This window comes from Azospirillum sp. UENF 112521, assembly GCF_058780665.1.
Map to the genome: position 1 here is coordinate 243,485 of NZ_JBSNCI010000005.1, position 23,268 is coordinate 266,752.

The window sequence follows — 23,268 nt, forward strand, 5'->3', positions numbered from 1 at the left end:
AACCGATGGGGATGGCCGTCGTCCAGCCGCAGCTGAACGACAAGGTGCTGATCGCCGCCGACGGTTTCGAGCTGCCCATGCGCTCCTGGCTGCCGGCCGACGGCAAGGTGCGGGCCGCGGTGGTGGCCCTGCACGGCTACAACGACTATTCCAACGCCTTCGACGGCGCTGGCCGCGACTTCGCCACGGCCGGCATCGCCACCTACGCCTATGACCAGCGCGGTTTCGGCGCCACTCGCGAACGTGGCGTGTGGGCCGGTACCCCCACGCTGGTCAGCGACGCCCGCACCGCGGTGGAGATGGTGCACAAGCGCCATCCCGGCGTGCCGGTCTATCTGATGGGCGAAAGCATGGGCGGCGCCGTCGTGCTGAGCGCGATGACCGGCCCCAACCCGCCCAAGGTCGACGGCACCATCCTGGTCGCCCCCGCCGTCTGGGGGCGGCAGGCGATGGGGTTCTTCCCGCGTGCCGCGCTGTGGATCACCTACAATCTGGTTCCCGGGATGGTGGTGCATCCGCCGAAGGATCTGGACATCCGCCCGTCCGACAACATCGAGATGCTGCGGGCTCTCGGCCGCGATCCCCTGGTCATCAAGGGCTCCCGCGTCGATGCGCTGGAAGGGCTGACCGACCTGATGGGGTCGGCACTCGACGCCTGCCAGCATCTCCAGACGCCATCGCTGGTGCTTTACGGCGCCCATGAGGAGGTTCTGCCGCCGCTGCCGGTCGAGCGTGCCCTGAAGGATTTTGAATCCGGCGGGCGGCATGTCGTCGCCGTCTATCCCGACGGCTATCACATGCTGCTGCGCGACCTGAAGGGCAAGCTGGTGGTCAACGACGTCATCGCCTGGATCGGGAATCCCAAGGTGCCGCTGGCCAGCGGGGCCGACCGGGCACCACGGGCATTGCTGGCCGCCAAGTAAAGACCGGCCATTTTTTGTCACAAACGCCTGCGCGATTGCCGGTCCGACGGATTGTTCTTCATCCATCGTAACCTTTGGCAATGGTGGAGGACTGCCCGGTGAGCAACAATCCCGCTTCCGATTTGCGTCTGTCGCCGGAGGAAGTCCGGGAGATGGCCGCCGAATACAAGCTTTCACCCCTGTGGGTGCGGCTGGCCCTGATGCTGCGCCCGGCCAACCGCGCGGCGCTGGTTGCTTTCCTGGGATGGGCCAGCGGATTGCCGCAGCCACCTGCCTGAAAGGAGCGGCCTAGGGCATGGGACCTTTGCAGCCAAAGGTATAGTACCCGTTAGCACCAAAGCCACTCTGCCCCTTCCAGCGGTTGAGAGCTAAGGTACCGCATAAGCGGACACCTTATGTCCCCGTTGGGAGGAACCATGCACAGCGTCGAATCTCAGGTTACCCCGTCCAGCGCCACCCGCGCCGCGGCGACCGCCCAGACGACCATGTCCTCTACCATGGATGTTCAGACCATTGCCGACCGCTACGGTTGGACCACCCCGATGGCCCGCTGGTGGATGTCGTTCGCCGCCTCGTCGGTCGGGCCGAAGCCTGACACCATGATCGATTTTCTGGATAAGACCGTCGGCGGCGTGACGATGATCCGCCGGCGCTGATCGGCGCATAGACGGAATTTAAAAAGCGGCCCTCAAGGGCCGCTTTTTTATTGGGGAGTTTCTTCGGCGGCAGGGTTCTTCGGCGGCAGAGTGTATCTGCCGCCGACGTCACGTACTCACACCCCGGGCGGCACGATCCGCCAGATTGCGGCCGGGTTGCGGTGCGGATCCAGCCAGACATGCTGGAACTTGCCGATCCAGGTGAAGCGGTGGCCGCTGAACAGGTCCTCCACCTGGACATGGGCACCGTCGGGCAGGCCCAGCTCCCACAGCGGCACCTCGATGGTCCCGCCATGACCGTTGTGCGGATCCAGGTTCACCGCGATCAGGATCACGTTGTCCTTCGCCGCCGTCATCTTTCCATACAGCAGGATGTTGTCGTCGAAGGCGTTGTAGAATTTCAGGTTGGTGAACTGCTGCAGTGCCGGATTCTCGGCACGGATGCGGTTGATGGCGGTCACATAGTCGCGGATGTTGCCAGGCCTGTTCCAGTCCCAGTGCCGGACCTCGTACTTCTCCGAGTGGTTGAATTCCTGCTTGCCGGGATAGGCCTCCGCCTCGCACAGCAGATACGGACCATAAAGCCCATAGACGCCGGCCAGCGTCGCCGACAGAACCGCCCGCATCATGTGCGCCGGCCGGCCGCCATTTGTCAGGATCGGCGGCAGGATGTCAGGCGTGCTGGCGAAGAAGTTCGGCCGCATATACTCCCGCGATTCACTCTGAGTCAGTTCCGTCAGATATTCGGTCAGTTCCGCCTTGGTGTTGCGCCAAGTGAAATAGCTGTAGGACTGGGTGAAGCCGACCTTGGCCAGACGCTTCATCAGCTTCGGACGGGTGAAGGCCTCGGCCAGGAACAGGGCGTCGGGGTAGCGGTCCTGCACCTCGCGGATCATCCATTCCCAGAAGGGGAAAGGCTTGGTGTGCGGGTTGTCGACGCGGAAGATGCGCACCCCCTCTTTGCACCACATCAGCACCACGTCGCGCAGCGCGTACCACAGGTCCGGATAGGACTGGCGGTAGAAGCTGACATTGACGATGTCCTGGTATTTCTTCGGCGGATTCTCGGCATAGCGGATGGTGCCGTCGGGCCGCCAGTAGAACCAGTGCGGATGTTCCTTCACCCAGGGATGATCGGGCGAGCACTGAACGGCGAAGTCCAGCGCGATCTCGATTCCATGACGCTTGGCCTCGCGCACCAGCCGGCGGAAGCTGTCGAAATCGCCGATCATCGGGTCGATGGCGTCGTGCCCGCCCTCCTCCGCACCGATGGCATAGGGCACGCCGGGGTCGTCCGGCCCAGGATTGAGCGTGTTGTTCTTACCCTTGCGGAAGGCGCGGCCGATAGGATGGATCGGCGGGAAATACAGCACGTCGAAGCCCATGTCGCGCACCATGGGCAGCAGATTGACCACGTCGTCGAAAGTACCGGGACGCGATGGATCGGGCGAGGCGGAACGCGGGAAGATCTCGAACCATGCCGAATAGGCGCCGGCGGTGCGGTCGACATAGACCTCCAACTCACGCACGTAACGTGACTTGTACTGCCGCTCGCCATACTGCGTCATGACGCGGCGCGGCTCGTCCGACAGGGCATAGTCGATGGCTTCGCGACCCGACAGCGCCTGCATCCGCTCGATCACCGCCTGGAGCGCCCCGCGCCCGTCCCCATGGTTCAGTTCCAGCGCCTGCTCGACGAAGCGGCGCCCTTCCACCAGTTCCAGATCGACGACCATGCCGGCATCGACCTTCTTCTTGAAGTCGGCGCGCCAGCTTTCCCAAACGTCGCGCCAGGCTTCGATGCTGTAGGTGTAACGGGCGTTGCGGGTCAGTGGCACGCGGCCGACCCAACGGTCATTCTCGTGGAAGCGCATCGGCGCTTCGCTCCACGCCTCGTCGCCGTCCGCCCTGTACATGACGGATGCCGCGAGCACGAAGGTGCCGTCGGTGTAGATGTCGGCCCACACCTCCATCACATCGCCGACCGCCCGCTTGATCGCGAACCGTCCGCCGTCCAGTTCCGGATAGACATTCTCGATGGTCATGCGGCCAGCGGCGATGGAGTCCATCCATTCCCGCTCTTCCACATCGTGCAGTTCGATGGCGTGGCTGCGGGCGGCGCGGGCGCGGAAGACGCGCAGTTCCATCGGGCGCAACGTCATCGGCGCGCCAGGCTCCATCGGCAGCGGCTCGGCCTCCGGCGTCACATCCTCGAACGCCTCGTAGGTGCCGCCGGTGGCCGCCAGGATCGGGCCGACATCCAGCGTGTGCGTCCGGTTCTCGTCCGGGTTCAGCACCAGGATGGCGCAGCCGTCGGGCTGGTCGAGCGCGGCGCCGTCCACCTGCCGGATCAGTCCCAGCACCGGGCTATGCGGAGAGGTCACGCGGCGCTGCGGCCCTTCGACATTCAGGGCCGGGGTGGCCGCCTTCATGGCGTTGACGGCGCCGATGAAGCCGGTCAGGTCCAGCTTCGGCTCTTCCCAGTCGGCAGGGCCGGTGCGCACGACGTCCAGCTTGCGGGTGAAGCCATACTCGTAGCCGACCGGCATCATCACGCCGGTGGAGAAGCTGGCCGCGAACAGGTAGTGCATCTTCAGCTGCGCGGCGAGCCGCACGGCGTCCTGGCTGCCGACCTCCGCGGCCAGCCGGTCGGTGTCGTGGCTTTCCGGGAAGGCGATGGACGGCGCGATCCAGCGGAATTCCTCATATTGGTCGAGCAGCCAGTCGGCCTTGAAGTCCCACCATTTGGCGCTGTTGAACAGGAAGTCGAAGCCGGCGCCGCACAGCTCGCGCACCTGCTCAACGGAGCAGCCCAGCGTCTCGGCAAAGAACTTCACCTCCGGATTTACGGCGTGGGCGGCGTCGATCAGGCTCTTCCACACCTCCGCCGGCACCTGATAGGCGGCGTCGCAGCGGAAGCCCTTTACGCCAAGACCGATGTAATGGCGCAGATAGTCGGACCAGTAGCCGACCAGCCCGGCGCGCGAGTCCGCCCGGTCATAGTCGAGGGAGGCGAGGTCGCCCCAAACCGTGACATGGGTGGTGTTGTTGGGATCGACGGCGCCCGGACGGTGCAGGTCGCCGTCGGCGCCGCGCTTGTACCAGTCGGGGTGGCGCTCGACCAGCAGCGCATCGCGCGAGGTGTGGTTGATGACGAAGTCCATCATCACCGACTGGCCGTGAGCGGCGGCCTCCGCCGTGAAGCGGCGCAGAAGCTCGTCGTCGCTGTCGTGCGACCCGCTGCGGAGCGCATCGTGAAGCCGGTAGGGGTCCTTGACGGCATAGAGGCTGCCGGAGAATCCGGGCTGGTGGATCGGGTTCAGGAATATCCAGTCGAAACCCATCCCCTGGATCCGCGGCAGGTGCCCGGCCCAATCGCGCACGGGACCGACCAGGGTCGGAAACAGGTTGTAGATGCGCGGTCCGACGATGCTCATGGAACCCCCTTCCTTGGCCCTGCTTCTCCGTTGACAGCCTGCCGCTCCCCGTTGTGGGATCGACCAGACGGCATCGGTGCTTTTCCCCTCACGGGTGTGCCGGCGCCGACGCAGATGCCGACACCGTGCCCCCGCCGGACAACCCGCAGGGGCGGTGAAGGTTCCGCCCGCCCTGTCGGCAAGCCGCAACCGACCCCACCAGCACAGGATACAACGCATGGCCGAGAAGCCCGGCAAGGTCTCGAAAATCCGCCTCGGTAAACTGGACCAGGAGCAGGCGCGGATCGACACGGCGGAGGAATACGACCGCCGACTCGGCAAGCTGCAGAAGGAGCTTCTGCACATCCAGCAGACCTACTGGCATGAGAAACGCCGCGCCATCGTGGTGTTCGAAGGCTGGGATGCGGCCGGCAAGGGCGGGGCCATTCGTCGCATGACCGAGCCGCTCGACCCCCGCGGCTTCCATGTCTGGCCGATCTCCGCCCCCACCGCGGATGAGCAGGGAAAGCATTACCTGTACCGCTTCTGGACCAAGCTGCCGGCGCCCGGCACCTTCGCAATCTTCGACCGGTCCTGGTACGGCCGCGTCATGGTGGAGCGGGTTGAGAAGTTCGCCACCAAGGACCAGTGGAAGCGCGCCTATGACGAGATCAACGAGTTCGAACGGCTGCTGACCGACGACGGCGTGCGCATCGTCAAGCTGTTCCTGCACATCACCCCGGAAGAGCAGCTGGAGCGCTTCCGCGAGCGGATGAAGAACCCCTACAAGCGCTGGAAGCTGACCGAGGAGGACCTGCGCAACCGCGCCAAATGGGACGATTACGTCAAGGCGGCGGAGACGATGTTCGACCGCACCTCCACCGCCAACGCGCCCTGGCATGCGGTGGAGGCGAACTCCAAATGGCATGCCCGCACCAAGGTGCTGGAGATCGTCACCGCCGCGCTGAAGGAGGGTGTCAACATCGCCCCGCCCCCCATCAACGGCAACGTCGCGAGAATCGCCGCCGAGGTTCTGGGGATAGAGGCGGAGTAGGTTACCCCCTGCCCGGCACCACCCAGGGCCGCCGCTCCGCATCCGTCCGGTCGAAGGCGTCGATGGCGTCCTGGTGGCGCAGGGTCAGGGCCACGTCGTCCAACCCTTCGACCAGACAGTCCTTCTTGAAGGGATCGATGGCGAAGGACAGCGCCCGGCCGTCCGGACCGGTCAGGCTCTGGGCCGGCAGGTCCACGGTGACGGTGGCACCGGGCGTCGCCTGCAACTGGCGGCGCAGCGATGCCACCACATCCTCCGGCAGGGTGACGGTCAGCAGGCCGTTCTTGGCGGCGTTGGCGGCGAAGATGTCGCCGAAGCTGGGGGCGACGACGCAGCGGAAGCCACCGTCCACCAGCGCATAGACCGCGCCCTCGCGCGAGGATCCGCAGCCGAAATTGCGGTCGCTCACCAGAATGCGGGCGCCGGCATAGGCCGGGTCGTCCAGCGGGAAACCCGGCTTTCGCTCGTCATGGAACAGGAAGTTGCCGTAGCCGGCGCTGCGCGGCTTCTTCAGGAAACGGGCGGGCAGAAGCTGGTCGGTGTCGATGTTGGCGATGTCGAGCGGCACCGCCGGCGCGGTCAGCGTGACGAAGGGCTCCATCCTCAGGAAACTCCCAGCTTGCGGACATCGGTGAGTTTGCCAGTCGCAGCGGCGGCGGCGGCCATCGCCGGGCTCATCAGGTGGGTGCGGGCGTTCGGCCCTTGGCGGCCGGGGAAATTGCGGTTGGTGGTGGAGGCACAGCGCTCCCCCGCCGGAACGAGGTCGCCGTTGATGCCGACGCACATCGAGCAGCCGGGCTCGCCCCATTCCAGCCCGGCGTCGATGAAGACGCGGTGCAGCCCTTCCGCCTCCGCCAGCATGCGCACCGGGACCGAGCCCGGAACCACCAGCCCCGGCACCACGGCGCGACGGCCGCGCAGCACCGCGGCGGCGGCGCGCAGATCCTCCAGACGGGCATTGGTGCAGGAGCCGATGAAGACGCGGTCGATGGCCACCTCTTTCAGCGCCATGCCGGGGGCAAGGCCCATATAGTCCAGCATCTTGCGCATCTGGCCGGCGCGCACCGGGTCGGCCTCCGCACCGGGGTCGGGAACAGCCGCCGTCACCGGAACCGCAGTTTCCGGGCTGGTGCCCCAGGTCACCGCCGGGGCGATGTCGGCGGCATCCAGCGTCACCTCGCGGTCGAAGACGGCACCCGCTTCGCTGGGCAGGGTGCGCCAATGCTCGACAGCGCGGTCGAACATACCCCCCTTCGGGGCGAAGGGCCGGCCCTCGATCCAGGAGAAGGCGGTGTCGTCGGGGGCGATCATGCCGGCCCGCGCCCCGGCCTCGATCGACATGTTGCAGACGGTCAGGCGGCCCTCCATCGACAGGGCGCGGATGGCGCTGCCCGCATATTCGATGACATGGCCGGCGGCCCCGTCGGCACCGATGGCGGCGATCACCGCCAGGATCAGGTCCTTGGCCGTCACATGCGGCCCCAGCACCCCGTCCACCGTGATGCGCATCGTCTTGGGACGACGCTGCCACAGGGTCTGGGTCGCCAGCACATGCGACACCTCGGTGGCGCCGATGCCGAAGGCCAGCGCGCCGAAAGCCCCGTGGGTCGAGGTGTGGCTGTCGCCGCAGACGATGGTCAGGCCGGGCAGCGTCAGCCCCTGTTCCGGCGCCAGCACATGGACGATGCCCTGTGCCGGATCGTGAAGGCCGAAATGGCGCAGGCCGTGGCGGCCGGCATTCGCCTCCAGCATCGTCACCATGTTGGCGATCTCGGGATCGGCAATCGGCCTGGACCGGCTGTGCGAGGGAACGTAATGGTCGGCGACGGCGAAGGTCAGCTCCGGCCGGCGCACTTCGCGGCCGGCATGGTCGATCATGCCGAAGGCGTGGAAGGACCCCTCGTGCAGGAAATGACGGTCGATGGCGAGCAGGGCCTGACCGTCCGGCCGGGTCGCCACGACATGGGCGTCCCAGACCTTCTCGAACAGGCTGCGTGGCTGCGAGGTCATCGGTTGGTTTCCTCCTTTACGGCGCCCGCGGCGGCCACCCCGGCGATGCGCCCCAGCGCCACCGCGGTCAGCAGGCCGTTGCCGGACAAATAGCCCGACGCCTTGGACCCCGATACGCCGCAGGCGGCCCCGCCGGCGGCGTAGAGGTTGGGCAGCGGCGTCCCCCGCCCGTCCAGAACGCGGGCCTCGTCATCGACGACCAGCCCGCCCTGGGTGTGGAACAGGGCGCCGGTGACCCGGACGGCGCGGTAGGGAGCACCCAGCGGGGCCGAGCCGGCGAAATCGCGGCCGAACCCGTCGGCTCCACCCTCCGCCTTCAGCCGATCGATGTCGGCCAGCGTGGCGGCGAGGGCATCCGCGTCGATCTTCATCAGCCGGGCCAGTTCGGCCGGCGTGTCGGCGCTCAGCACCGCACCCATCGCCTCGGCCTGCCGGAAATCCTCGAACTGGCGGGCGATGCCGGCGATGCGCTCGTCGAAGACGGTCCAGGCGATGCCGCCCGGCTGGCGCAGCACCACCGCCGCCTGCTCCGAATAGCCCTGCGCCTCGTTGGAGAAGCGCCGGCCCTCCGTGTTCACCTGCACGCCGCCCTCGGTGATCGTCGCCCAGGTGACGAGGATGCCCGCGGGGTGTGCCACGGAGCCATGGCCCTGATGACCCGACAAGTGCCGGGTTGCCGCCCCCAGCACCTCGCCCCACAGCAGCGCATCTCCCTGGTTGCCGGGATGGCCGAAATAGAGCGCGTCGGCCAGTTCCGGCACATGCTGCCCGACCAGCGCCCTGTTGCCGCCATAGCCGTTGCAGGCCAGGACCAGCGCACCGCAGCCGACCCGCTCGACGCTGCCGTCGGGACGTGTGATCTCGACACCGCGAATCCGTGCGCCATCGGCATGGAGCGCGGTGACATGCGCCTCGCACAGCACGTCGATGCCGGCTGTTTCCACGGCGCCGCGCAGCCGGTCGATCAGCTCCGCTCCCGACCGGCTGGGCAGTCCATGCATGCGCCGGGCGCTGTGACCCGGATAGCTGAAATTGTCCACCACCGAAAACGGCAGGCCGTAACGGTCGGCCAGCCACTCCAGGGCAGGCCCAACCGCCTGGGCGACGCGGTCGACCTCGGCCCGGTCGGGTTCGCCCTTCGCCTTGGCGAGGATGTCGGCGGCGAATTGCTCCGGGCTGTCCTCGATCCCGGCGTCGCGCTGCCAACGGGTGCCCGGCGCCGGGATCAGCCCGGCCGAGAGGGCGGTGGACCCTTGCGGCAGGGCATCGCGCTCCAGCACCAGCACGCCGGCACCCTGCTCATGGGCGGACAGCGCCGCGACCATTCCGGCCGCTCCGCCGCCGATCACGACGACGGGGACGGTGAACTCGAACTCGACGCCATCGGCAGGCAGGATACGGCTCATGAATTCGCCACCTCCTCCAGCATGGTCCCGACCGTTGCCACCCGGCAGACCGGACGCAGTGCTGCGACGGAAACCTCATGCACCTCCGGGCTGAAGGCGGCGCAACCGTCCTCCAGCAGGATCGTCTCGAAATCGCGGACATGGGCGTCGCGCACGGTCGACGCGACGCCGCCATTGGTGACGATGCCGCAGACCAGCAGCCGTTCCACCCCGCATTTCGCCAGCACCCATTCCAACCGCGACATGTAGAAGGCGGAATAGGCGACCTTCTCCACCTCGACATCGACGGGCTGGAGCACATCCACCGTGCGATGTCCCCAGCCTCCGGGCTGAAAATCGCCCTTGGCCAGGAAAGGACGCAGCGATTTCAGATGCGGCGAGATCATCGGCTCGCCGCCGCGGCCCGGCACCAGGGTGAAGTTGGTGGAGATCACCCAGCCGCCGCGCGAGCGCAGCAGGTCGGCCAGCGGCTTCACCCGCTCCGGCAGCGCTACGATCTCGGGCGCCGTCTGTCCGGCGCGGCCATAGGCGCCATCGGGATGGAGGAAGTCATTTTGCAGATCGCAGACCAGCAGGGCGGTGCGCTCGATGGGAATGGCGGTGCCGCTCATCGGGTGCTCCTTTCCACGATGACGTTGCCGAAGCCGTCGACACGGGCGCTGAGGTCGGGGTCGATGACGGTGGTGGCGTCCGGCTGCTCCAGGATCGCCGGCCCCTGGATCATCGCGCCGGCCGGCAGATCGAGGCGGTTGTAGACGGCGGTCTCGTGCCAGGCCCCATCGAACCACACCGGCCGCGACCCGGCATGGGCGCCCTCCACCGTCGTTCCGGCGGCCGGAGCCAAAGCGGAGAGGTCGAAATGCGGACGGCGGCCGATGGCGGCGGTGCGCAGATTGACGATCTTGGCGCCGACACCCGGCAGCAGGCGGCTGAAGGAGGCCTGATAGGCACGCTCGAAGGCGGAGCGGATGGTCGCCTCGTCGATCCCCGTGCTGCCGTTCTCGACCGACACCGGCAACGGCACGGCGACCGTGTGGGTCTGGCCGATGTAATGCATATCGAGTTCGAAGACGAGGTCGATGCGCTCGACGCTGAGACCGGCGGACTCCACCACGGCGCGGGCGGCGGTCGCCTCCTCCACCATGCGGCGGTCGAGCGAGCGAGCGTCGATGCCCGCCAGCGGCAGATTGACCGTCTGCACCTGATCGTGGCGGATATCGGCGATGACACAGCCGAGAGCCGAGGTCACACCGGGGAAGCGCGGCACCAGCGCCGCCTTCAGCCCGACCTCCTTGATCAGCGCGCCGACATGCAGCGCCCCGCCGCCGCCGAAGGGCACGGCGGCGAACTTGGCCGGGTCATGGCCGCGCTCGATGGAGACGAGGCGGATGGCGCCGGCCATCTTGCTGTTGGCGATGCGCACCACGGCTTCCGCCGCCGCCATGACTTCAAGGCCGAGCGGCTCGGCGACATGGGTGGCGATGGCGGTGCGGGCGGCATCGACGTCCAGCCGCGCCAGCTTGCCGCCGATGGGGCGCTCGGCATTGATGCGGCCGAGCAGGACATTGGCGTCGGTCAGGGTCGGACGGGTGTTGCCCTGGCCGTAGCAGACCGGCCCCGGCCTGGAACCGGCACTCTCAGGCCCGACCTGGAGCATGCCGCCGGGATCGACCCCGGCGATGGAGCCGCCGCCGGCGCCGATGGTGGTGATCTCGATCATCGGGGTGCGGACGACCAGACCGAAATCGATGGTGGTCTGGGCGGCGAGCATGGTCTGCCCCTCCACCACCAGCGACACGTCGAAGCTGGTGCCGCCAAGGTCGCCGGTGATGACGTTGGGGAAGCCCGCCGCCTTGGAGATCGCCGCCGCGGCGATGACGCCGGCCGCCGGCCCCGACAGGGCGGTGCGCACCGGCAGCCGCCGCGCCGTGTCGGTGGACATCACGCCGCCGTTCGACTGCACGATATGGAAGCGTCCGCCGAACCCTTCGCCGGCCAGCGCGTTGTCGAGCTTGGCGAGATAGCTGCCGACCACCGGCTGGAGATAGGCGTTGAGCGCGGTGGTCGAGGTGCGCTCGAACTCGCGGATTTCCGGCAGGATGCGGGACGAGCATTCGAGGTTGGCATTCGGCCACACCTCGCGCGCCGCCTCCAGCGCCGCCAGCTCGTTGGCCGGGTTGGCGTAGGCGTTGATGAAGACGATGGCGAGCGCCTCCGCCCCCTGGTCGGCGAGTTTGCGGGCGGCGGTGCGCACCTCCTCCGGGTCGATGGCGCTGCGGATGGTGCCGTCGGCCAGCGTGCGCTCCGCCACCTCCAGCCGCATGTCGCGGTCGACGACGGGAACGAAATCGCCCCACAGGCCCCAGGTTTGGCGGCGGTCGCGGCGGCGCATCTCCAACACGTCGCGGAAGCCGGCGGTGGTGATCAGCCCGACCTTGGCGCCCTTGCGCTCCAGCAGGGCATTGGTACCGACGGTGGTGCCGTGGACGATGGAGCCCAGTTCGGCGACGGGGCCGAAGCTCTGCAGGCCGGCGAGAAAGCCGACCGCCTCGTCGCCGCGGTTGGAGGGAACCTTGGCGGTGCGGAAGCTGCCGCGCGCCTCGTCGTAATGGAACAGGTCGGTGAAGGTGCCGCCGACATCGACGCCGACGATGGCGCCCTTGGAAATACCGTTGCTCATGGTCTTGGATCCCGGAATCGTCAGGCGACGGAGGATTCGCGCAAGGTCGCGGTGGCGGCGATGTCGAGCGCGCCGTCGTCGGTCAGCGCCACGCCATAGGCGCTGTGCGCCGCGTCACGGCCGAGATAGCCGAGCCGCACGTCGCGGGCGACAGCCTCGGCATCGCGCCGCTTCGGGTCGCCCCAGCCGCCGCCGCCCGGCGTCTCCAGCCGCACGCGCTGACCGTCGCGGATCTTCACGTCGGTGACCTTGGAGGCGAGCGGCGGCGACTTCTCGCCCTCGTCGCTCTGCCAGCTGAAACGGTTCAGCGCCGCAGGAGTGCCGCCCGCCACGCCGAAGGGCGAGAAGACGCCGCGCTCGCCCAGCAGGAAGACATCGGCGTCGGTCAGCGCCTCGATCTCATAGACCGCACCCAGCCCGCCGCGATGCAGGCCGGCACCGGCGGAGTCCGGCCGCAGAGCCCATTGGGTGAACATCACCGGATAGGCGGCCTCCAGGATTTCCACCGGCGGGATGGTGGCGGTGGAGATCGGGTTGTTGGCGTGGTTCAGCCCGTCCGTCTCCGGATTGCCGCCCAGGCCCCCGCCGAAGAAGGAGAACATGACCCAGCGCGAGCCGTCCTTGCGGTGGCCGGCCAGCGACAGCGCGTTGATGGTGCCGAAGGGGGCGGCGGTGGCGCGGGTCGGATCGGCGAGCGCCAGCGCACCGAACACCACGCCGATCACGCGCAGGATCGTCTCGGTATAGCCGCCGACCGGCTTGGGCGGCTTGACCGCCAGCAGGGTGCTTTCCGGGATGACGAAGGTGATCGGGTTGAGGCAGCCGGCATTGGCGGGCACGTCGGTGAAGACATGCTTCAGCGCGACATAGCAGCAGGCCACCGCGGTGGAATAGGCGATGTTCAGCGGCCCGGCGCAGGGAGCCGATGAGCGCGAGAAATCCAGCGTCATCCGCTCGCCGTCGATGGTCAGGTCCAACGCGATGAGCAGCCGGTCCGCCGTGATGCCGTCATTGTCGAGATAATCCTCGAAGCTGTAGGTGCCGTCCGGCAGCTTCGACACGGCGCTGCGCATCAGCGCGTCGGCCCGCGCGGTGAAGGCATCGAAGGCGGCGGAGACCGTCTCCTCGCCATGCTCGTCCAGCAGTTCGGTCAGGCGGCGCACCCCCAGGTCCAGCGCGTTAAGCTGCCCGTTCAAATCGCCGTAGTTCGACACCGGCACACGGGAATTGGCGGCGAGGATCGCCAGCAAATCGTGGTTCATCACGCCCGCCTTGACCAACTTCACCGGCGGGAAGCGCACGCCCTCCTGGAAGCTGTCGGTGGCGCGGGCGTTGAAATTGCCCGGCACGTTGCCACCGATGTCGAGCCAGTGGCCGACCGACGCCATCCAGCAGAACAGCCGCCCCTGACGGAAGATCGGCCGCACCAGACGGAAATCGTTCAGGTGGGTGCCGCCGTCATAGGGGTCGTTGAACAGGAAGATGTCTTCCGCATGAAGGTCGCCCTCCTTCGCCACCTTGTCGATCACCGCCTTGACCGCGAAGGCCATGGCGCCGACGAAGATCGGCAGGCCGTTGGTGCCCTGCACCAGCGTTGCCCCGGTCTCGGCATGGTAGAGGCCGTGGCAGGCGTCGCGCGCCTCGGCGATGATCGGGTTGAAGGCGGAGCGGTAGAGCGTCGCGTCCATCTCGTCGGCGATCTGCTCCAGCCGGCCCTTCAGGACGGCCAGCGTGACGGGGTCGATGGCGGTGGTTCTGGTGGTCATGCTGCGTCCTCCCGCTTGGCGGGGCCAAAGTCCTTATAAGTCTCGCCGAGCGCCAACATCTCCGGCGTGCCGATCAGGTCGTTCAACGCGTTGAAGTCGAACATGCGGTCGCGGAAGGGCTGGGTGGTGCCGTGCTGCGCCAGCGAGCCGTAATAGTCCTGCGCTTGCCGAGCGAGCGCTCGCACGATTCCGCCGGGGAAGATCACCAGCCGGTAACCCAGCTCGCCCAGCTCGGCGGCGGAACTGATCGGCGTCTGCCCACCCTCGACCATGTTGGCGAGCAGCGGGCGGATGCCGCCCAGGTCGGTGGCGATGGCGGACAGCTGCTCGCGGCTTTTCGGTGCCTCGACGAACAGCACGTCGGCCCCTGCCTCGACATAGAGGCGGGCGCGGTCAAGGGCTGCCGAAACGCCTTCCACCGCCACCGCATCGGTACGGGCGACGATCAGCGTGCCGTCGCTAGCGCGGGCATCGACCGCCGCCTTGATCTTGCCGGCCATCTCACCGGCCGGGATCACCGCCTTGTCGGTCAGGTGGCCGCAGCGCTTGGGAAAGCTCTGGTCCTCCAGCTGCAAGGCGGTGGCGCCGGCCCGCTCGAACATGCGCACGGTGCGCTGCACGTTCAGTGCATTGCCATAGCCGGTGTCGGCATCGACGATCAGCGGCGTCGGCACGCGGTCGCGCACCAGGGCGATGGTGTCGGCCACCTCGCTGACCGAGACCAGCCCGATGTCGGGCCGGCCCAGCCGGGTGTAGGCGATGGCGGCGCCCGACAGGTACAGCGCCTCGAACCCGGCGGCGGTGGCCACCGAAGCGGTGAAGGCGTCATAGACGCCGGGCGCCAGGACGACGTGGTCCTGAGCCAGTCGGTCCCGGAAACTCATGCTGGGGACGGTCATGTCAAGCGCTCCCCCCGGTGTCGGTCCACAAAGCGGTCGCGGCGGCACCGGGTCAGGGTTGGGAAATGTCGGGAGAGGGCCGGAGCGCGCATCGCTCACAACCCGAGATAGGTGCGTTTCAGTTCGGGGTCGCGCGCCATCTCGTCGGACGGTCCCGACAGCGCGAACACGCCGTTCTCGAGGATGTAGGCCCGGCGGGCGACCTCCAGCGACTGGACGACGTTCTGCTCCACCAGCAGGATCGCCAGCCCGTCCTCATTAAGCTTGCGGATCAGCCCGAACATCTCCTCCACCACCAGCGGCGAGAGGCCGAGCGACGGCTCGTCGAGGATCAGCAGCAGCGGTTCCGCCATCATGCCGCGGCCGATGGCCAGCATCTGCTGTTCGCCGCCGGAGAGCGTGCCGGCGAACTGGCCCTCGCGCTCCTTCAGACGGGGAAAGGTCGCGAAGATGCGCTCCAGGTTCCGTGCCCGGTTCGGCTTGCCGCGCCGGTAGCTGCCGAGTTCCAGATTCTCGCGGATCGACAGGTTGGGGAAAATCTTGCGGCCCTCCGGCACCTGGATCAGCCCCTCCTCGACGATGCGGGCGGCGGATTTGCCGTCGATGCGGGTGCCGCCGAAGCGGATCTCACCGGTCCAGGCCGGCAGTACGCCCGACATCACCTTGTTCAGCGTCGTCTTGCCGACGCCGTTGGAGCCCAGCACCGTGACGATCTCGCCGGCATGGACGGCCATGTCGATGCCGCGCAGCACCTCGGTGGCGCCATAGCCGGTCTTCAGCCCGCGGATTTCCAAAAGCTGTTCAGCCATGTACCGCCCCCTCCGCCTTCAGCCGGGCGGCGGCGCCGTGGCCGAGATAGGCCTCGATCACGCGGGTATCGGCGCAGACGACGGCGGGAGGCCCCTCGGCAATCATGCGGCCCTGGGCCAGCACATAGACGCGCTCGCACAGGTTCATCACCGCCTGCATGACGTGTTCGATCATCAGGATCGTCACCCCTTCGTCGCGGATGCCCCGGATCACCGGGATGATGTCGCGGATCTCCGACGGGTTGAGCCCGGCCAGCACCTCGTCCAGCAGCAGCAGCTTCGGTTCGGTGGCGAGCGCGCGGGCCAGTTCGAGCCGCTTGCGCCCAGCCACCGTCAGTCCGCCCGCCGGCCGGTCCAGCTCGCTCCCCAGCCCGACGCGGCGCGCCACGTCGCGCGCCTTGGCGGTGGCGTCGGCGCGCTTGGCATGGCGCAGATAGGCGCCGACCGCGATGTTCTCGCACACCGTCAGCCCGGCGAAGGGCTGGACGATCTGGAAGGTGCGGCCGATGCCGCGTTCCGCCCGGCGGTGCGGTTCCTCTGCGGTGATGTCGGTGCCCTCGAAGCGGATGCGCCCGTCGGTGGGGGCGACGAAGCCGGAGATCATCGAGAACAGCGTGGTCTTGCCGGCGCCGTTCGGGCCGATCAACCCGACGATGCCGCCGGGTTGCAGCGCCAGCGTCGCGCCGTCCACCGCCATCAGCCCGCCGAACCGCTTGGAAACGCCGTCAACGGCCAGCATGGGAAACCTCCTTGGGTCCGCGCGTGACCATCCCGCGGCCGCGGTCGCGCAGCCGTTCCAGCAGGCCGAGGATGCCGCCGCGGGCAAAGGCGACGGCCAGCACCAGCACGCCGCCGAAGACGATCAGGTCGATGCCGGGGATGCGGCCGGCGAACTGCTTGGCGACCTCGCCCAGCCCGTGCAGGGTCAGCGCCCCGACCACCGGGCCAAAGACGGTGCCGACGCCGCCGATGATCGGGGCCAGCAGAAGCTCAACCGAAATCCAGCTGCCATAGGCGATGTTGGCGTCAATGTAGAGGAAGTACTGGGCATAAAGGCAGCCGGACAGCGCCGTCACCCCGCCCGACAGGGCGATGGCACGCAGCTTCACCGTCAGTGCATTGACGCCCAACGCCTTGGCGGCGTCCTCGTTCTCCCGCACCGCCACCAGCTGCGCCCCGAAGCGGGAGCGCTGGATCCAGCGCGTCAGCAGCAGAACCGAGACGACGAAGGCCAGCACCAGCCAGTAGAAGACGGCGCGGTCGTCGAATTGCAGGTTGGCGGCGCGGACATCCAGCTTGATCAGCAAGCCCGCCGCACCGCCGGTGAACGACGCGGCGTTGGCGAGGATGCGGAACACCTCGGCGAAGGCCAGCGTCACCAGCGCGAAGTAGGAGCCGCGCAGTCCCGACCGGAAGCTGAGGAAGCCGATGACCCAGCCGACCGCCGCACCGGCCGCCACCGCCAGCATCAGACCAGCCCAGGCGTTGACGCCGTAGCGCAGTTGCAGGATCGCCGTCACATAGGCGCCGGTGCCGAAGAAGGCGGCATGGCCGAAGCTGAACTGGCCGCCGAAGCCGCCCAGGATGTTCCAGCCCTGCGCGCCCAGCGCCACGATCAGCATGAAGACCAGGAAATTCAGCACCGGGCTGGAGGTCACCACCAGCGGCAGCAGCGCCGCCAGGACGGTGAGGACGGCGATCGGGATCAGGTCGCGCGCGGTCATGCCTTGGCTCCGAACAGTCCGGTCGGCCGCACCAGCAGCACGGCGATGAAGATCAGGAAGATGCCGATCTGGCCCAGGCTGTCGCCCAGGAACAGGCCGCACAGGCTCTCCACCACCCCGATGAACAGCCCGCCCAGCAGCGCGCCGGGCAGCGAGCCCATGCCGCCCAGCACCACCACGGTGAAGGCGACCAGCACGAAGGCGCCGCCGATGCGCGGGTTGACGTAGAAGGTTGGCATCAGCAGCCCCGCCGCGACGGCAAGACAGGCGCAGCCCAGGCCGAAGGTGACGGCATAGACATGCGGCACGTCGATGCCGACCAGATTGGCGCCGAGCTTTTCCTTGGCGACCGCGCGGATCGCCTTGCCGGTGTCGGTGCGGTTCAGCACCAGCCACAACAGGCCGGTCACCACCACGGCGACGCCCAGCCCGATCAGCCGCGGGTAGCTGAGCAGCAGCGGCCCCAAGGCCACGACCTGGAAGGAATAATCGGTGTCGAGTGTGCGGGTGTCGGACTGGAACACGGCCAGCAGCACATTCTCCAACACGATGGACAGGCCGAGCGTGACCAGCAGGATGTTGCCGTCGTCGCCATGGCTGGCCGGCCCGATGACGAAGCGCTGCAGGCCGTAGCCGAGCACGAACATCAGCGGCACCAGCGGCAGGATGGCGAGATAGGGGTCCATGCCCAACCATGCCCAGGCGACCCAGACCGCGAACATCGCGCAGGTCAGGAGCGCGCCGTGGGCGAAGTTGATGATGTGGAGCACGCCGTAGATCAGCGTCAGGCCAAGTGCAATCAGGGCATAGACCGCACCGGTCATCAGACCGTTCAGCGCCGCTTCCAGAATGATCTGAGGTGAATACATGGCAGCCCGCGCATGAGGGGAACGGTCCCTTCATCCGTCCGCGAAGCCGGCTCTCGGCGACCCGGACGGATGGGGGAATGCGGAGGTGCGACGGCGAAAAACGGATCAGGCCGCCGGGAAGTTGGCCTTCGCCTCGGCGAATGCGTCGGGGAAGATCACCTTGATGTCCTCACCCTGGATCTGGGTGTTGATCGGGCTGGCGCCCTCGTTCTGGCCGTTGACGAACTTGGTCGGGCCATAGGGCATGATGTGGCCGGCGAAGGTGGAGGCGTTCAGCGCCTCGATGATCTTCTTACGGTCGGTAGAGGCCGCGCGCTCGATGGCGTCGGCCAGCAGCAGGACGTTCGAATAGTTCAGCGAGACATTGTAGGCGAAGGACTTGCCCTGCCCTTCCACCGCCTTGCGGAGCGCCAGCGCCTTCGGGTTCTTCGGATCGTGCCAGTGGTTGCAGTCGATGACGTTCTGGGCCGCCTGGGGGAATTCCTTGACGAAGCGGCCATTCGACGCCGCACCGCCCAGGATCGCATAGATGCCCTTCGGCTTGATGCGCTGCTGCTGCATGGTGCGGGCGAGCAGCACGAACTCGCCATAATAATTGGACGGGATCACCAGATCGGGGTTCAGCGAACGGATGCGGAGCGCCACGTTGGACATGTCGCGCGCCGGCGTCGGATGGGCGATGGTTTCCAGAATCTCGAAGCCGCGCTTGGGCAGTTCGGTTTGCAGAAGCTTGGCGAGGCCGGAGCCGAACAGCCCGTCCTCATGCACCAGCACCACGGTCTTTGCCGGCTTGCCCGCCTTGTCGTTGATGGCGGTCAAATTGTCGAGCGCCACCTGCGTGACCTTGCCGAAGCCGGGGCTGAAGCGGAAGGTGTTGGTCAGGCCGCGCGCCATGATCTGGTCCGACACGCCGACATCGACCAGGTAAGGCAGGTCGTAGCGCGCCGCCGCCTGCGACGCGGCGAGGCAGATCGGGCTGGCGAAGCCACCGACGATGGCGGACACGCCTTCGGCCTGCATCCGCTCAACCTCCTGCGTGCCGGCTTCGGGGGTCGAGCGAGCGTCGCCGAACAGCATGTCCAGCTTGGCGCCACCCAGCGACTTGATGCCGCCGGCCGCGTTGATCTCGTTGATCGCCATCTCCGCACCGGCCCGGCCGAGGTCGCCGTCATGGGCCAGCGCGCCGGTCACTGGCTGAAGGATGCCGATCTTCACCACCGGAGTTTGTGCCCGCAGGACCGAGGGGGCGGCAAACGGCAGCGCGGTGACGGCGGCCGCCGCCGCACCGGCCTTCAGAACCGTGCGGCGGGAAATGCCGATGAGGGTGGAGTCCTGAACCGAACGTCCCATAACGCTCAACTCCTCTGTTTGATGACCCGCGGGGTGCGGGTGGGCTTTTCGCCCGCTTTGCTTTTCTCTGATTTGCTTTTGTCCGTGGTGCGCGGCCAGCCGAGCGCGGGGCTCCACCGCCTCTCGCCGTCGTTGCCGGTGCGCACCAGATCCATGTGGAAGCTGTAGCGGTCAGGGCGGTAGAGCGCGTGGAGATGTTCCACGCCGCGGCCCGACGGCTCGTAGACGATGCGGGTCAGGGTCAGCAGCGGCGAGCCGATCTCCAGATCGAGCGCCGCCGCCGCCTCCGGTCCGGCCAGCGTGGCGTTGATCGCCTGGGTGGCGCGCTCCGTCGTCACGCCCGACCGTTCGATCAGTTCCAGCAGCGGGCGCGCCGCCAGTTCCGCCTCCGAATAGGTCAGGCCGATCCATTCCGGCACATGGGTGGTCAGGTAGGAGAAGGGTTCTCCGTCGATCAGGCGCACGCGCACCGACCGCTGCGCCCGCTCGCCGGGCTTCAGGCCCAGGCTTTCAGCAATCGATTCAGGCGGCACGCCATAGCCAAAGGACAGCAGCCTCACGTCGGTGCTGCGGCCCATGTCGATCAGGTGCGACAGCACATTCGACAGATCGGCGACGATCGGCCGGACGGCGCGCGTGTCGTGGACGAAAGTGCCGGAGCCGGCCTTGCGCTGCACCAGCCCTTCCTTGTCCAGAAGGTCAAGCGCCCGGCGCACGGTGACGCGCGACACGGCGTGTTCGGCGGCCAGAGCTGGTTCGCCCGGCAGGCGTGCGCCCGGCGGCAGCTCGCCGGCGACGATGCGGTCGCGCAGTAGCAAATAGATCCTGCGGGCCTTCAGGGGTTCGACCGCCGACTTCACAGCACTCCGCCTCCCCTTCCGTCGGAAACCGTAGCTGTCTATTCACCAGACAGGAACCTGTATGATGGATAATACAGCTTTGGTCAACAGCGTTGTTGGCGCCGCGAACCATCACCGCTTGGCCCCAAGCAAAACTTCCTGGGCCCGGTCAGAGGATTCGACAGGAGCATCGCTGCCGTGGCGGTGTCGTCAGCGGCGACTGCGCGACGGCGGCCCCTGCCGCGGCGAGGATCGAAACAGCAGTGGAAAGGAGGCAGAGCAGGAGAATGACGGCATGATGCCCCGTTAGGCGGCGGTCAGCCGGCGTTGGCGCGCTGCGTTCGGCAAAACCCATAGACAAGCGGCTTGGGATCGATGGGATTTGCTTCTGTCTGAAATCGCAACTCCGCATTTCCGATTTCGATTTTCCCGGTCTATCCCTTGGTCACAGGCCGAGGGGCCGGGTTGCCAGCCGCCGTCCCGCGGGCGAGGATCGGTCGGTCTCCGGTTTTGCAAAGTCCAAGCTTGAACTCCGAGTCCCAACCATTCATCAGGGAAAGACCACCATGACCATTCCGCCGAGCGAACAGGTGCAACTCGTCGCCTATCTGGTCGCCAAGCCCGGCCAGGAGCAGGCGCTGGCCGACGCCATCACCGCCATCGTTCCGGACGTGCTGAAGGAGCCGGGCTGCCTCGCCTACTCCGCCCATGTCAGCCGCGAAAAGCCCGGTACCGTCGTGATGTACGAGATCTGGCAGGATCAGGCGGCACTCGACACCCATGCGAAGGCTGCGGCCTTCACCGGCCTTGCCGCGCAGTTCGATACGCTGCTGGGCGAACCGCTGCGGATCGACCTGCTGCGCCGCATCGCCTGACCGGCATAGCCTGATCGACGCAACGGCGCTCAGGCATCGCCGGCTTCCTGTTTGCCGGGAGGCCGGCCGAGGCTCGTGCGCGCCGCCTCCAGGATCTCTTCCGACAAGGCGGGATCGTCGACGGCACGCGCAAGGATCAGGGCGCCGACCATCTCCGAAAGGGTGGTCAGCGCCGCCTTCCGCTTCGCCTCCGCCGAGCGGCCCGGAACGAGGCGGCTCAAGCCGTCGAGGAAGGGCCGCAGTCCGCGGGTGAAGGCACTGCGCGCCACCCCGCCCTGACGGGCCACATCGATGCCGAGTGCCGCAATGGGGCAACCGGCGGCACTGCGGTCGCGGTGGCGCGGAGACAAATAGCTGTCCAGCAGCGCCGCCAGAGCCTCGTCCCCCTTCGTCTCCGCCGACACGCGCCAGCGCTCCGCCGCAACCTCCATCGCATGGGCGCAGGCCTCCGCCGCCAGATCCTCCTTCGAGGCGAACTGGCCGTAGAAGCCGCCATGGGTCAGGCCGGCCTCCTTCATCAGGTCCGCGACGCCGATCCCATTGAACCCGCGCTCGCGGAACAGCGCGCTCGCCACCTCGACGACGCGGCGCCGGTTCTCCGCCGCCTGCTCCTTGCTCACCCGCATGTTCCACCTTCCCTGACCCGACCCTGAGAAGCGTCCCCGCGAAGCGATGGGAGGCCCGTTGACAAATTATATGACGATCATCATCATTTATGCAAACATGATGGCCATAATTTAAATCTCGCCCCAGCCGGGCCACCGATCCGGAGACCGCAACATGCACACCGCTTCACCCAAGGATCCCGTCGTCATCGTGTCCGCCGTCCGCACCCCGGTGGGCCGCTTCCAGGGTGAGTTGGCAGCGCTGCCGGCCCCGGCTCTCGGCGCCCGCGCCATTGCCGCGGCGGTGGAGCGTGCCGGCTTGCCGCCAGCCAGCATCGACGAGCTGCTGTTCGGCTGCGTTCTTCCCGCCGGGCAAGGGCAGGCGCCGGCCCGGCAGGCCGCCCGCGGTGCCGGGCTGCCCGATGCGACCGGAGCGACCACGATCAACAAGGTCTGCGGCTCGGGCATGAAGGCGACCATGCTGGCCCATGACCTGATCCGCGCCGGGTCGGCCGACATCGTCGTTGCCGGCGGCATGGAGTCGATGACCAATGCTCCCTACCTGCTGGCGAAGGCCCGCGGCGGATACCGCATCGGCCATGACCGGCTGCTGGACCACATGATGCTGGACGGGCTGGAGGATGCTTATGAGGGTGGCCGCGCCATGGGCGATTTCGGCGAAGCGACGGCCGAGGCCTACGGCTTCACCCGCGCCGAACAGGACGCCTACGCCGCCCGGACGCTGACCCGCGCCCGTGCGGCGGTCGAAAGCGGCGCCTTCGCGGCGGAGATCGTGCCGGTCACGGTTCCTGCCAAGGGTGGCGAGCGGGTGGTCGCGCAGGACGAGAACCCGCTGAAGGTTTCCCCCGACAGGATCCCTGCGCTGAAGCCCGCCTTCCGCCGCGACGGGACGATCACGGCTGCCAGCTCGTCGGCCAATGCGGACGGCGCTGCGGCGCTGGTGCTGACGCGGCGTTCGGTGGCCGAGGCCGCCGGCCTGCCGATCCTGGCGGAGATCCGCGGCCACGCCACCCACAGCCAGGATCCGGCCTGGTTCACCACCGCTCCGATCCCGGCAATCCGCAAACTGCTGGACAAGGTCGGCTGGTCGGTGGGCGAGGTCGATCTGTTCGAGATCAACGAGGCCTTTGCCGTCGTCGCCATGGCGGCGCAGCGCGACCTGGGGATCGATCCCGAGCGGTTGAACGTCAATGGCGGGGCCTGCGCGCTCGGCCACCCCATCGGCGCAACCGGGGCGCGGCTGATCGTGACGCTGCTGCACGCGCTGGCGGCGCGCGGACTGACGCGGGGCGTGGCCTCCCTGTGCATCGGCGGCGGAGAGGCCACCGCCATCGCCATCGAGCGGGTCGGCTGAGACACCGGAAGC

At 67.8% G+C, this 23,268-nt stretch carries 21 protein-coding genes; 6 read left to right on the forward strand and 15 right to left on the reverse strand.

All coding sequences use genetic code 11. The features are described 5' to 3' along the window. Positions 1-5: 5 nt before the first annotated feature. The 3 genes from ACWPN8_RS26035 to ACWPN8_RS26045 all read left to right on the forward strand — a co-directional run bounded on the left by ACWPN8_RS26035 (position 6) and on the right by ACWPN8_RS26045 (position 1,579). The gene (locus ACWPN8_RS26035; RefSeq protein WP_492242845.1) at positions 6-923 is read left to right on the forward strand and encodes an alpha/beta hydrolase; all 918 of its coding nucleotides are present in this window, start codon (positions 6-8) and stop codon (positions 921-923) included. A gap of 98 nt (positions 924-1,021) precedes the next feature. Then, on the forward strand, positions 1,022-1,201 hold the full coding sequence (locus ACWPN8_RS26040; protein ID WP_492242846.1) for a hypothetical protein: 180 nt from the start codon (positions 1,022-1,024) through the stop codon (positions 1,199-1,201). Between the two features lie 138 nt (positions 1,202-1,339). Continuing rightward, complete coding sequence (locus ACWPN8_RS26045) at positions 1,340-1,579, forward strand: hypothetical protein (RefSeq protein ID WP_492242847.1); 240 nt, start codon at positions 1,340-1,342, stop codon at positions 1,577-1,579. Between the two features lie 116 nt (positions 1,580-1,695). On the opposite strand, the gene ACWPN8_RS26050 is transcribed toward ACWPN8_RS26045, so the two are convergent. Further along, positions 1,696-5,016 (reverse strand): maltotransferase domain-containing protein, encoded by a 3,321-nt coding sequence (locus ACWPN8_RS26050; RefSeq protein ID WP_492242848.1) that lies wholly within the window; start codon positions 5,014-5,016, stop codon positions 1,696-1,698. Between the two features lie 217 nt (positions 5,017-5,233). On the opposite strand from ACWPN8_RS26050, the gene ACWPN8_RS26055 reads away from it, so the two are divergent. Continuing rightward, complete coding sequence (locus ACWPN8_RS26055) at positions 5,234-6,049, forward strand: polyphosphate kinase 2 family protein (protein ID WP_109096669.1); 816 nt, start codon at positions 5,234-5,236, stop codon at positions 6,047-6,049. A gap of 1 nt (position 6,050) precedes the next feature. Here ACWPN8_RS26055 and leuD read toward each other — a convergent pair whose 3' ends face one another. The 13 genes from leuD to ACWPN8_RS26120 all read right to left on the reverse strand — a co-directional run bounded on the left by leuD (position 6,051) and on the right by ACWPN8_RS26120 (position 20,422). Beyond that, a complete protein-coding gene (gene leuD, locus ACWPN8_RS26060; RefSeq protein WP_492242849.1) occupies positions 6,051-6,650 on the reverse strand; it encodes a 3-isopropylmalate dehydratase small subunit in 600 nt (199 codons plus the stop codon). 2 nt (positions 6,651-6,652) lie between these two features. Continuing rightward, complete coding sequence (leuC, locus tag ACWPN8_RS26065; protein ID WP_492242850.1) at positions 6,653-8,059, reverse strand: 3-isopropylmalate dehydratase large subunit; 1,407 nt, start codon at positions 8,057-8,059, stop codon at positions 6,653-6,655. Beyond that, entirely contained in the window at positions 8,056-9,465 is a 1,410-nt protein-coding gene (locus tag ACWPN8_RS26070) for an FAD-dependent oxidoreductase (protein WP_492242851.1), read from the reverse strand. Before ACWPN8_RS26070 ends, leuC begins: the two co-directional genes overlap by 4 nt. Next, the gene (locus tag ACWPN8_RS26075) at positions 9,462-10,076 is read right to left on the reverse strand and encodes a cysteine hydrolase family protein (RefSeq protein WP_492242852.1); all 615 of its coding nucleotides are present in this window, start codon (positions 10,074-10,076) and stop codon (positions 9,462-9,464) included. Before ACWPN8_RS26075 ends, ACWPN8_RS26070 begins: the two co-directional genes overlap by 4 nt. After that, positions 10,073-12,145 (reverse strand): hydantoinase/oxoprolinase family protein, encoded by a 2,073-nt coding sequence (locus ACWPN8_RS26080; protein ID WP_492242853.1) that lies wholly within the window; start codon positions 12,143-12,145, stop codon positions 10,073-10,075. Before ACWPN8_RS26080 ends, ACWPN8_RS26075 begins: the two co-directional genes overlap by 4 nt. Positions 12,146-12,165: 20 nt before the next feature. Beyond that, positions 12,166-13,911 carry a hydantoinase B/oxoprolinase family protein gene (locus tag ACWPN8_RS26085; RefSeq protein WP_492242854.1) on the reverse strand — a complete coding sequence of 582 codons (1,746 nt, stop codon included), beginning with the start codon at positions 13,909-13,911 and terminating at the stop codon, positions 12,166-12,168. Beyond that, the gene (locus tag ACWPN8_RS26090; protein ID WP_492242855.1) at positions 13,908-14,810 is read right to left on the reverse strand and encodes an isocitrate lyase/PEP mutase family protein; all 903 of its coding nucleotides are present in this window, start codon (positions 14,808-14,810) and stop codon (positions 13,908-13,910) included. Before ACWPN8_RS26090 ends, ACWPN8_RS26085 begins: the two co-directional genes overlap by 4 nt. A gap of 95 nt (positions 14,811-14,905) precedes the next feature. After that, positions 14,906-15,619: an ABC transporter ATP-binding protein gene (locus ACWPN8_RS26095; RefSeq protein WP_492242856.1), complete on the reverse strand. Its 714-nt coding sequence runs from the start codon at positions 15,617-15,619 to the stop codon at positions 14,906-14,908. After that, entirely contained in the window at positions 15,612-16,358 is a 747-nt protein-coding gene (locus tag ACWPN8_RS26100; protein WP_109096677.1) for an ABC transporter ATP-binding protein, read from the reverse strand. Before ACWPN8_RS26100 ends, ACWPN8_RS26095 begins: the two co-directional genes overlap by 8 nt. After that, entirely contained in the window at positions 16,345-17,343 is a 999-nt protein-coding gene (locus tag ACWPN8_RS26105; RefSeq protein WP_492242857.1) for a branched-chain amino acid ABC transporter permease, read from the reverse strand. Before ACWPN8_RS26105 ends, ACWPN8_RS26100 begins: the two co-directional genes overlap by 14 nt. After that, the gene (locus tag ACWPN8_RS26110; protein ID WP_109096679.1) at positions 17,340-18,212 is read right to left on the reverse strand and encodes a branched-chain amino acid ABC transporter permease; all 873 of its coding nucleotides are present in this window, start codon (positions 18,210-18,212) and stop codon (positions 17,340-17,342) included. Before ACWPN8_RS26110 ends, ACWPN8_RS26105 begins: the two co-directional genes overlap by 4 nt. 105 nt (positions 18,213-18,317) lie before the next feature. Next, entirely contained in the window at positions 18,318-19,562 is a 1,245-nt protein-coding gene (locus ACWPN8_RS26115; RefSeq protein ID WP_492242858.1) for an ABC transporter substrate-binding protein, read from the reverse strand. A gap of 5 nt (positions 19,563-19,567) precedes the next feature. Beyond that, a complete protein-coding gene (locus tag ACWPN8_RS26120; protein ID WP_492242859.1) occupies positions 19,568-20,422 on the reverse strand; it encodes a GntR family transcriptional regulator in 855 nt (284 codons plus the stop codon). Between the two features lie 545 nt (positions 20,423-20,967). Here ACWPN8_RS26120 and ACWPN8_RS26125 point away from each other — a divergent pair. Further along, positions 20,968-21,276 carry a putative quinol monooxygenase gene (locus tag ACWPN8_RS26125; RefSeq protein WP_492242860.1) on the forward strand — a complete coding sequence of 103 codons (309 nt, stop codon included), beginning with the start codon at positions 20,968-20,970 and terminating at the stop codon, positions 21,274-21,276. Positions 21,277-21,305: 29 nt separating this feature from the next. Here ACWPN8_RS26125 and ACWPN8_RS26130 read toward each other — a convergent pair whose 3' ends face one another. Next, positions 21,306-21,902, reverse strand: a complete 597-nt coding sequence (locus ACWPN8_RS26130) for a TetR/AcrR family transcriptional regulator (protein ID WP_109096683.1) — start codon at positions 21,900-21,902, stop codon at positions 21,306-21,308. Positions 21,903-22,056: 154 nt separating this feature from the next. Between ACWPN8_RS26130 and ACWPN8_RS26135 the strand changes: the two genes are divergently transcribed. Beyond that, a complete protein-coding gene (locus ACWPN8_RS26135; protein WP_492242861.1) occupies positions 22,057-23,256 on the forward strand; it encodes an acetyl-CoA C-acyltransferase in 1,200 nt (399 codons plus the stop codon). The last annotated feature ends 12 nt before the right edge of the window (positions 23,257-23,268 follow it).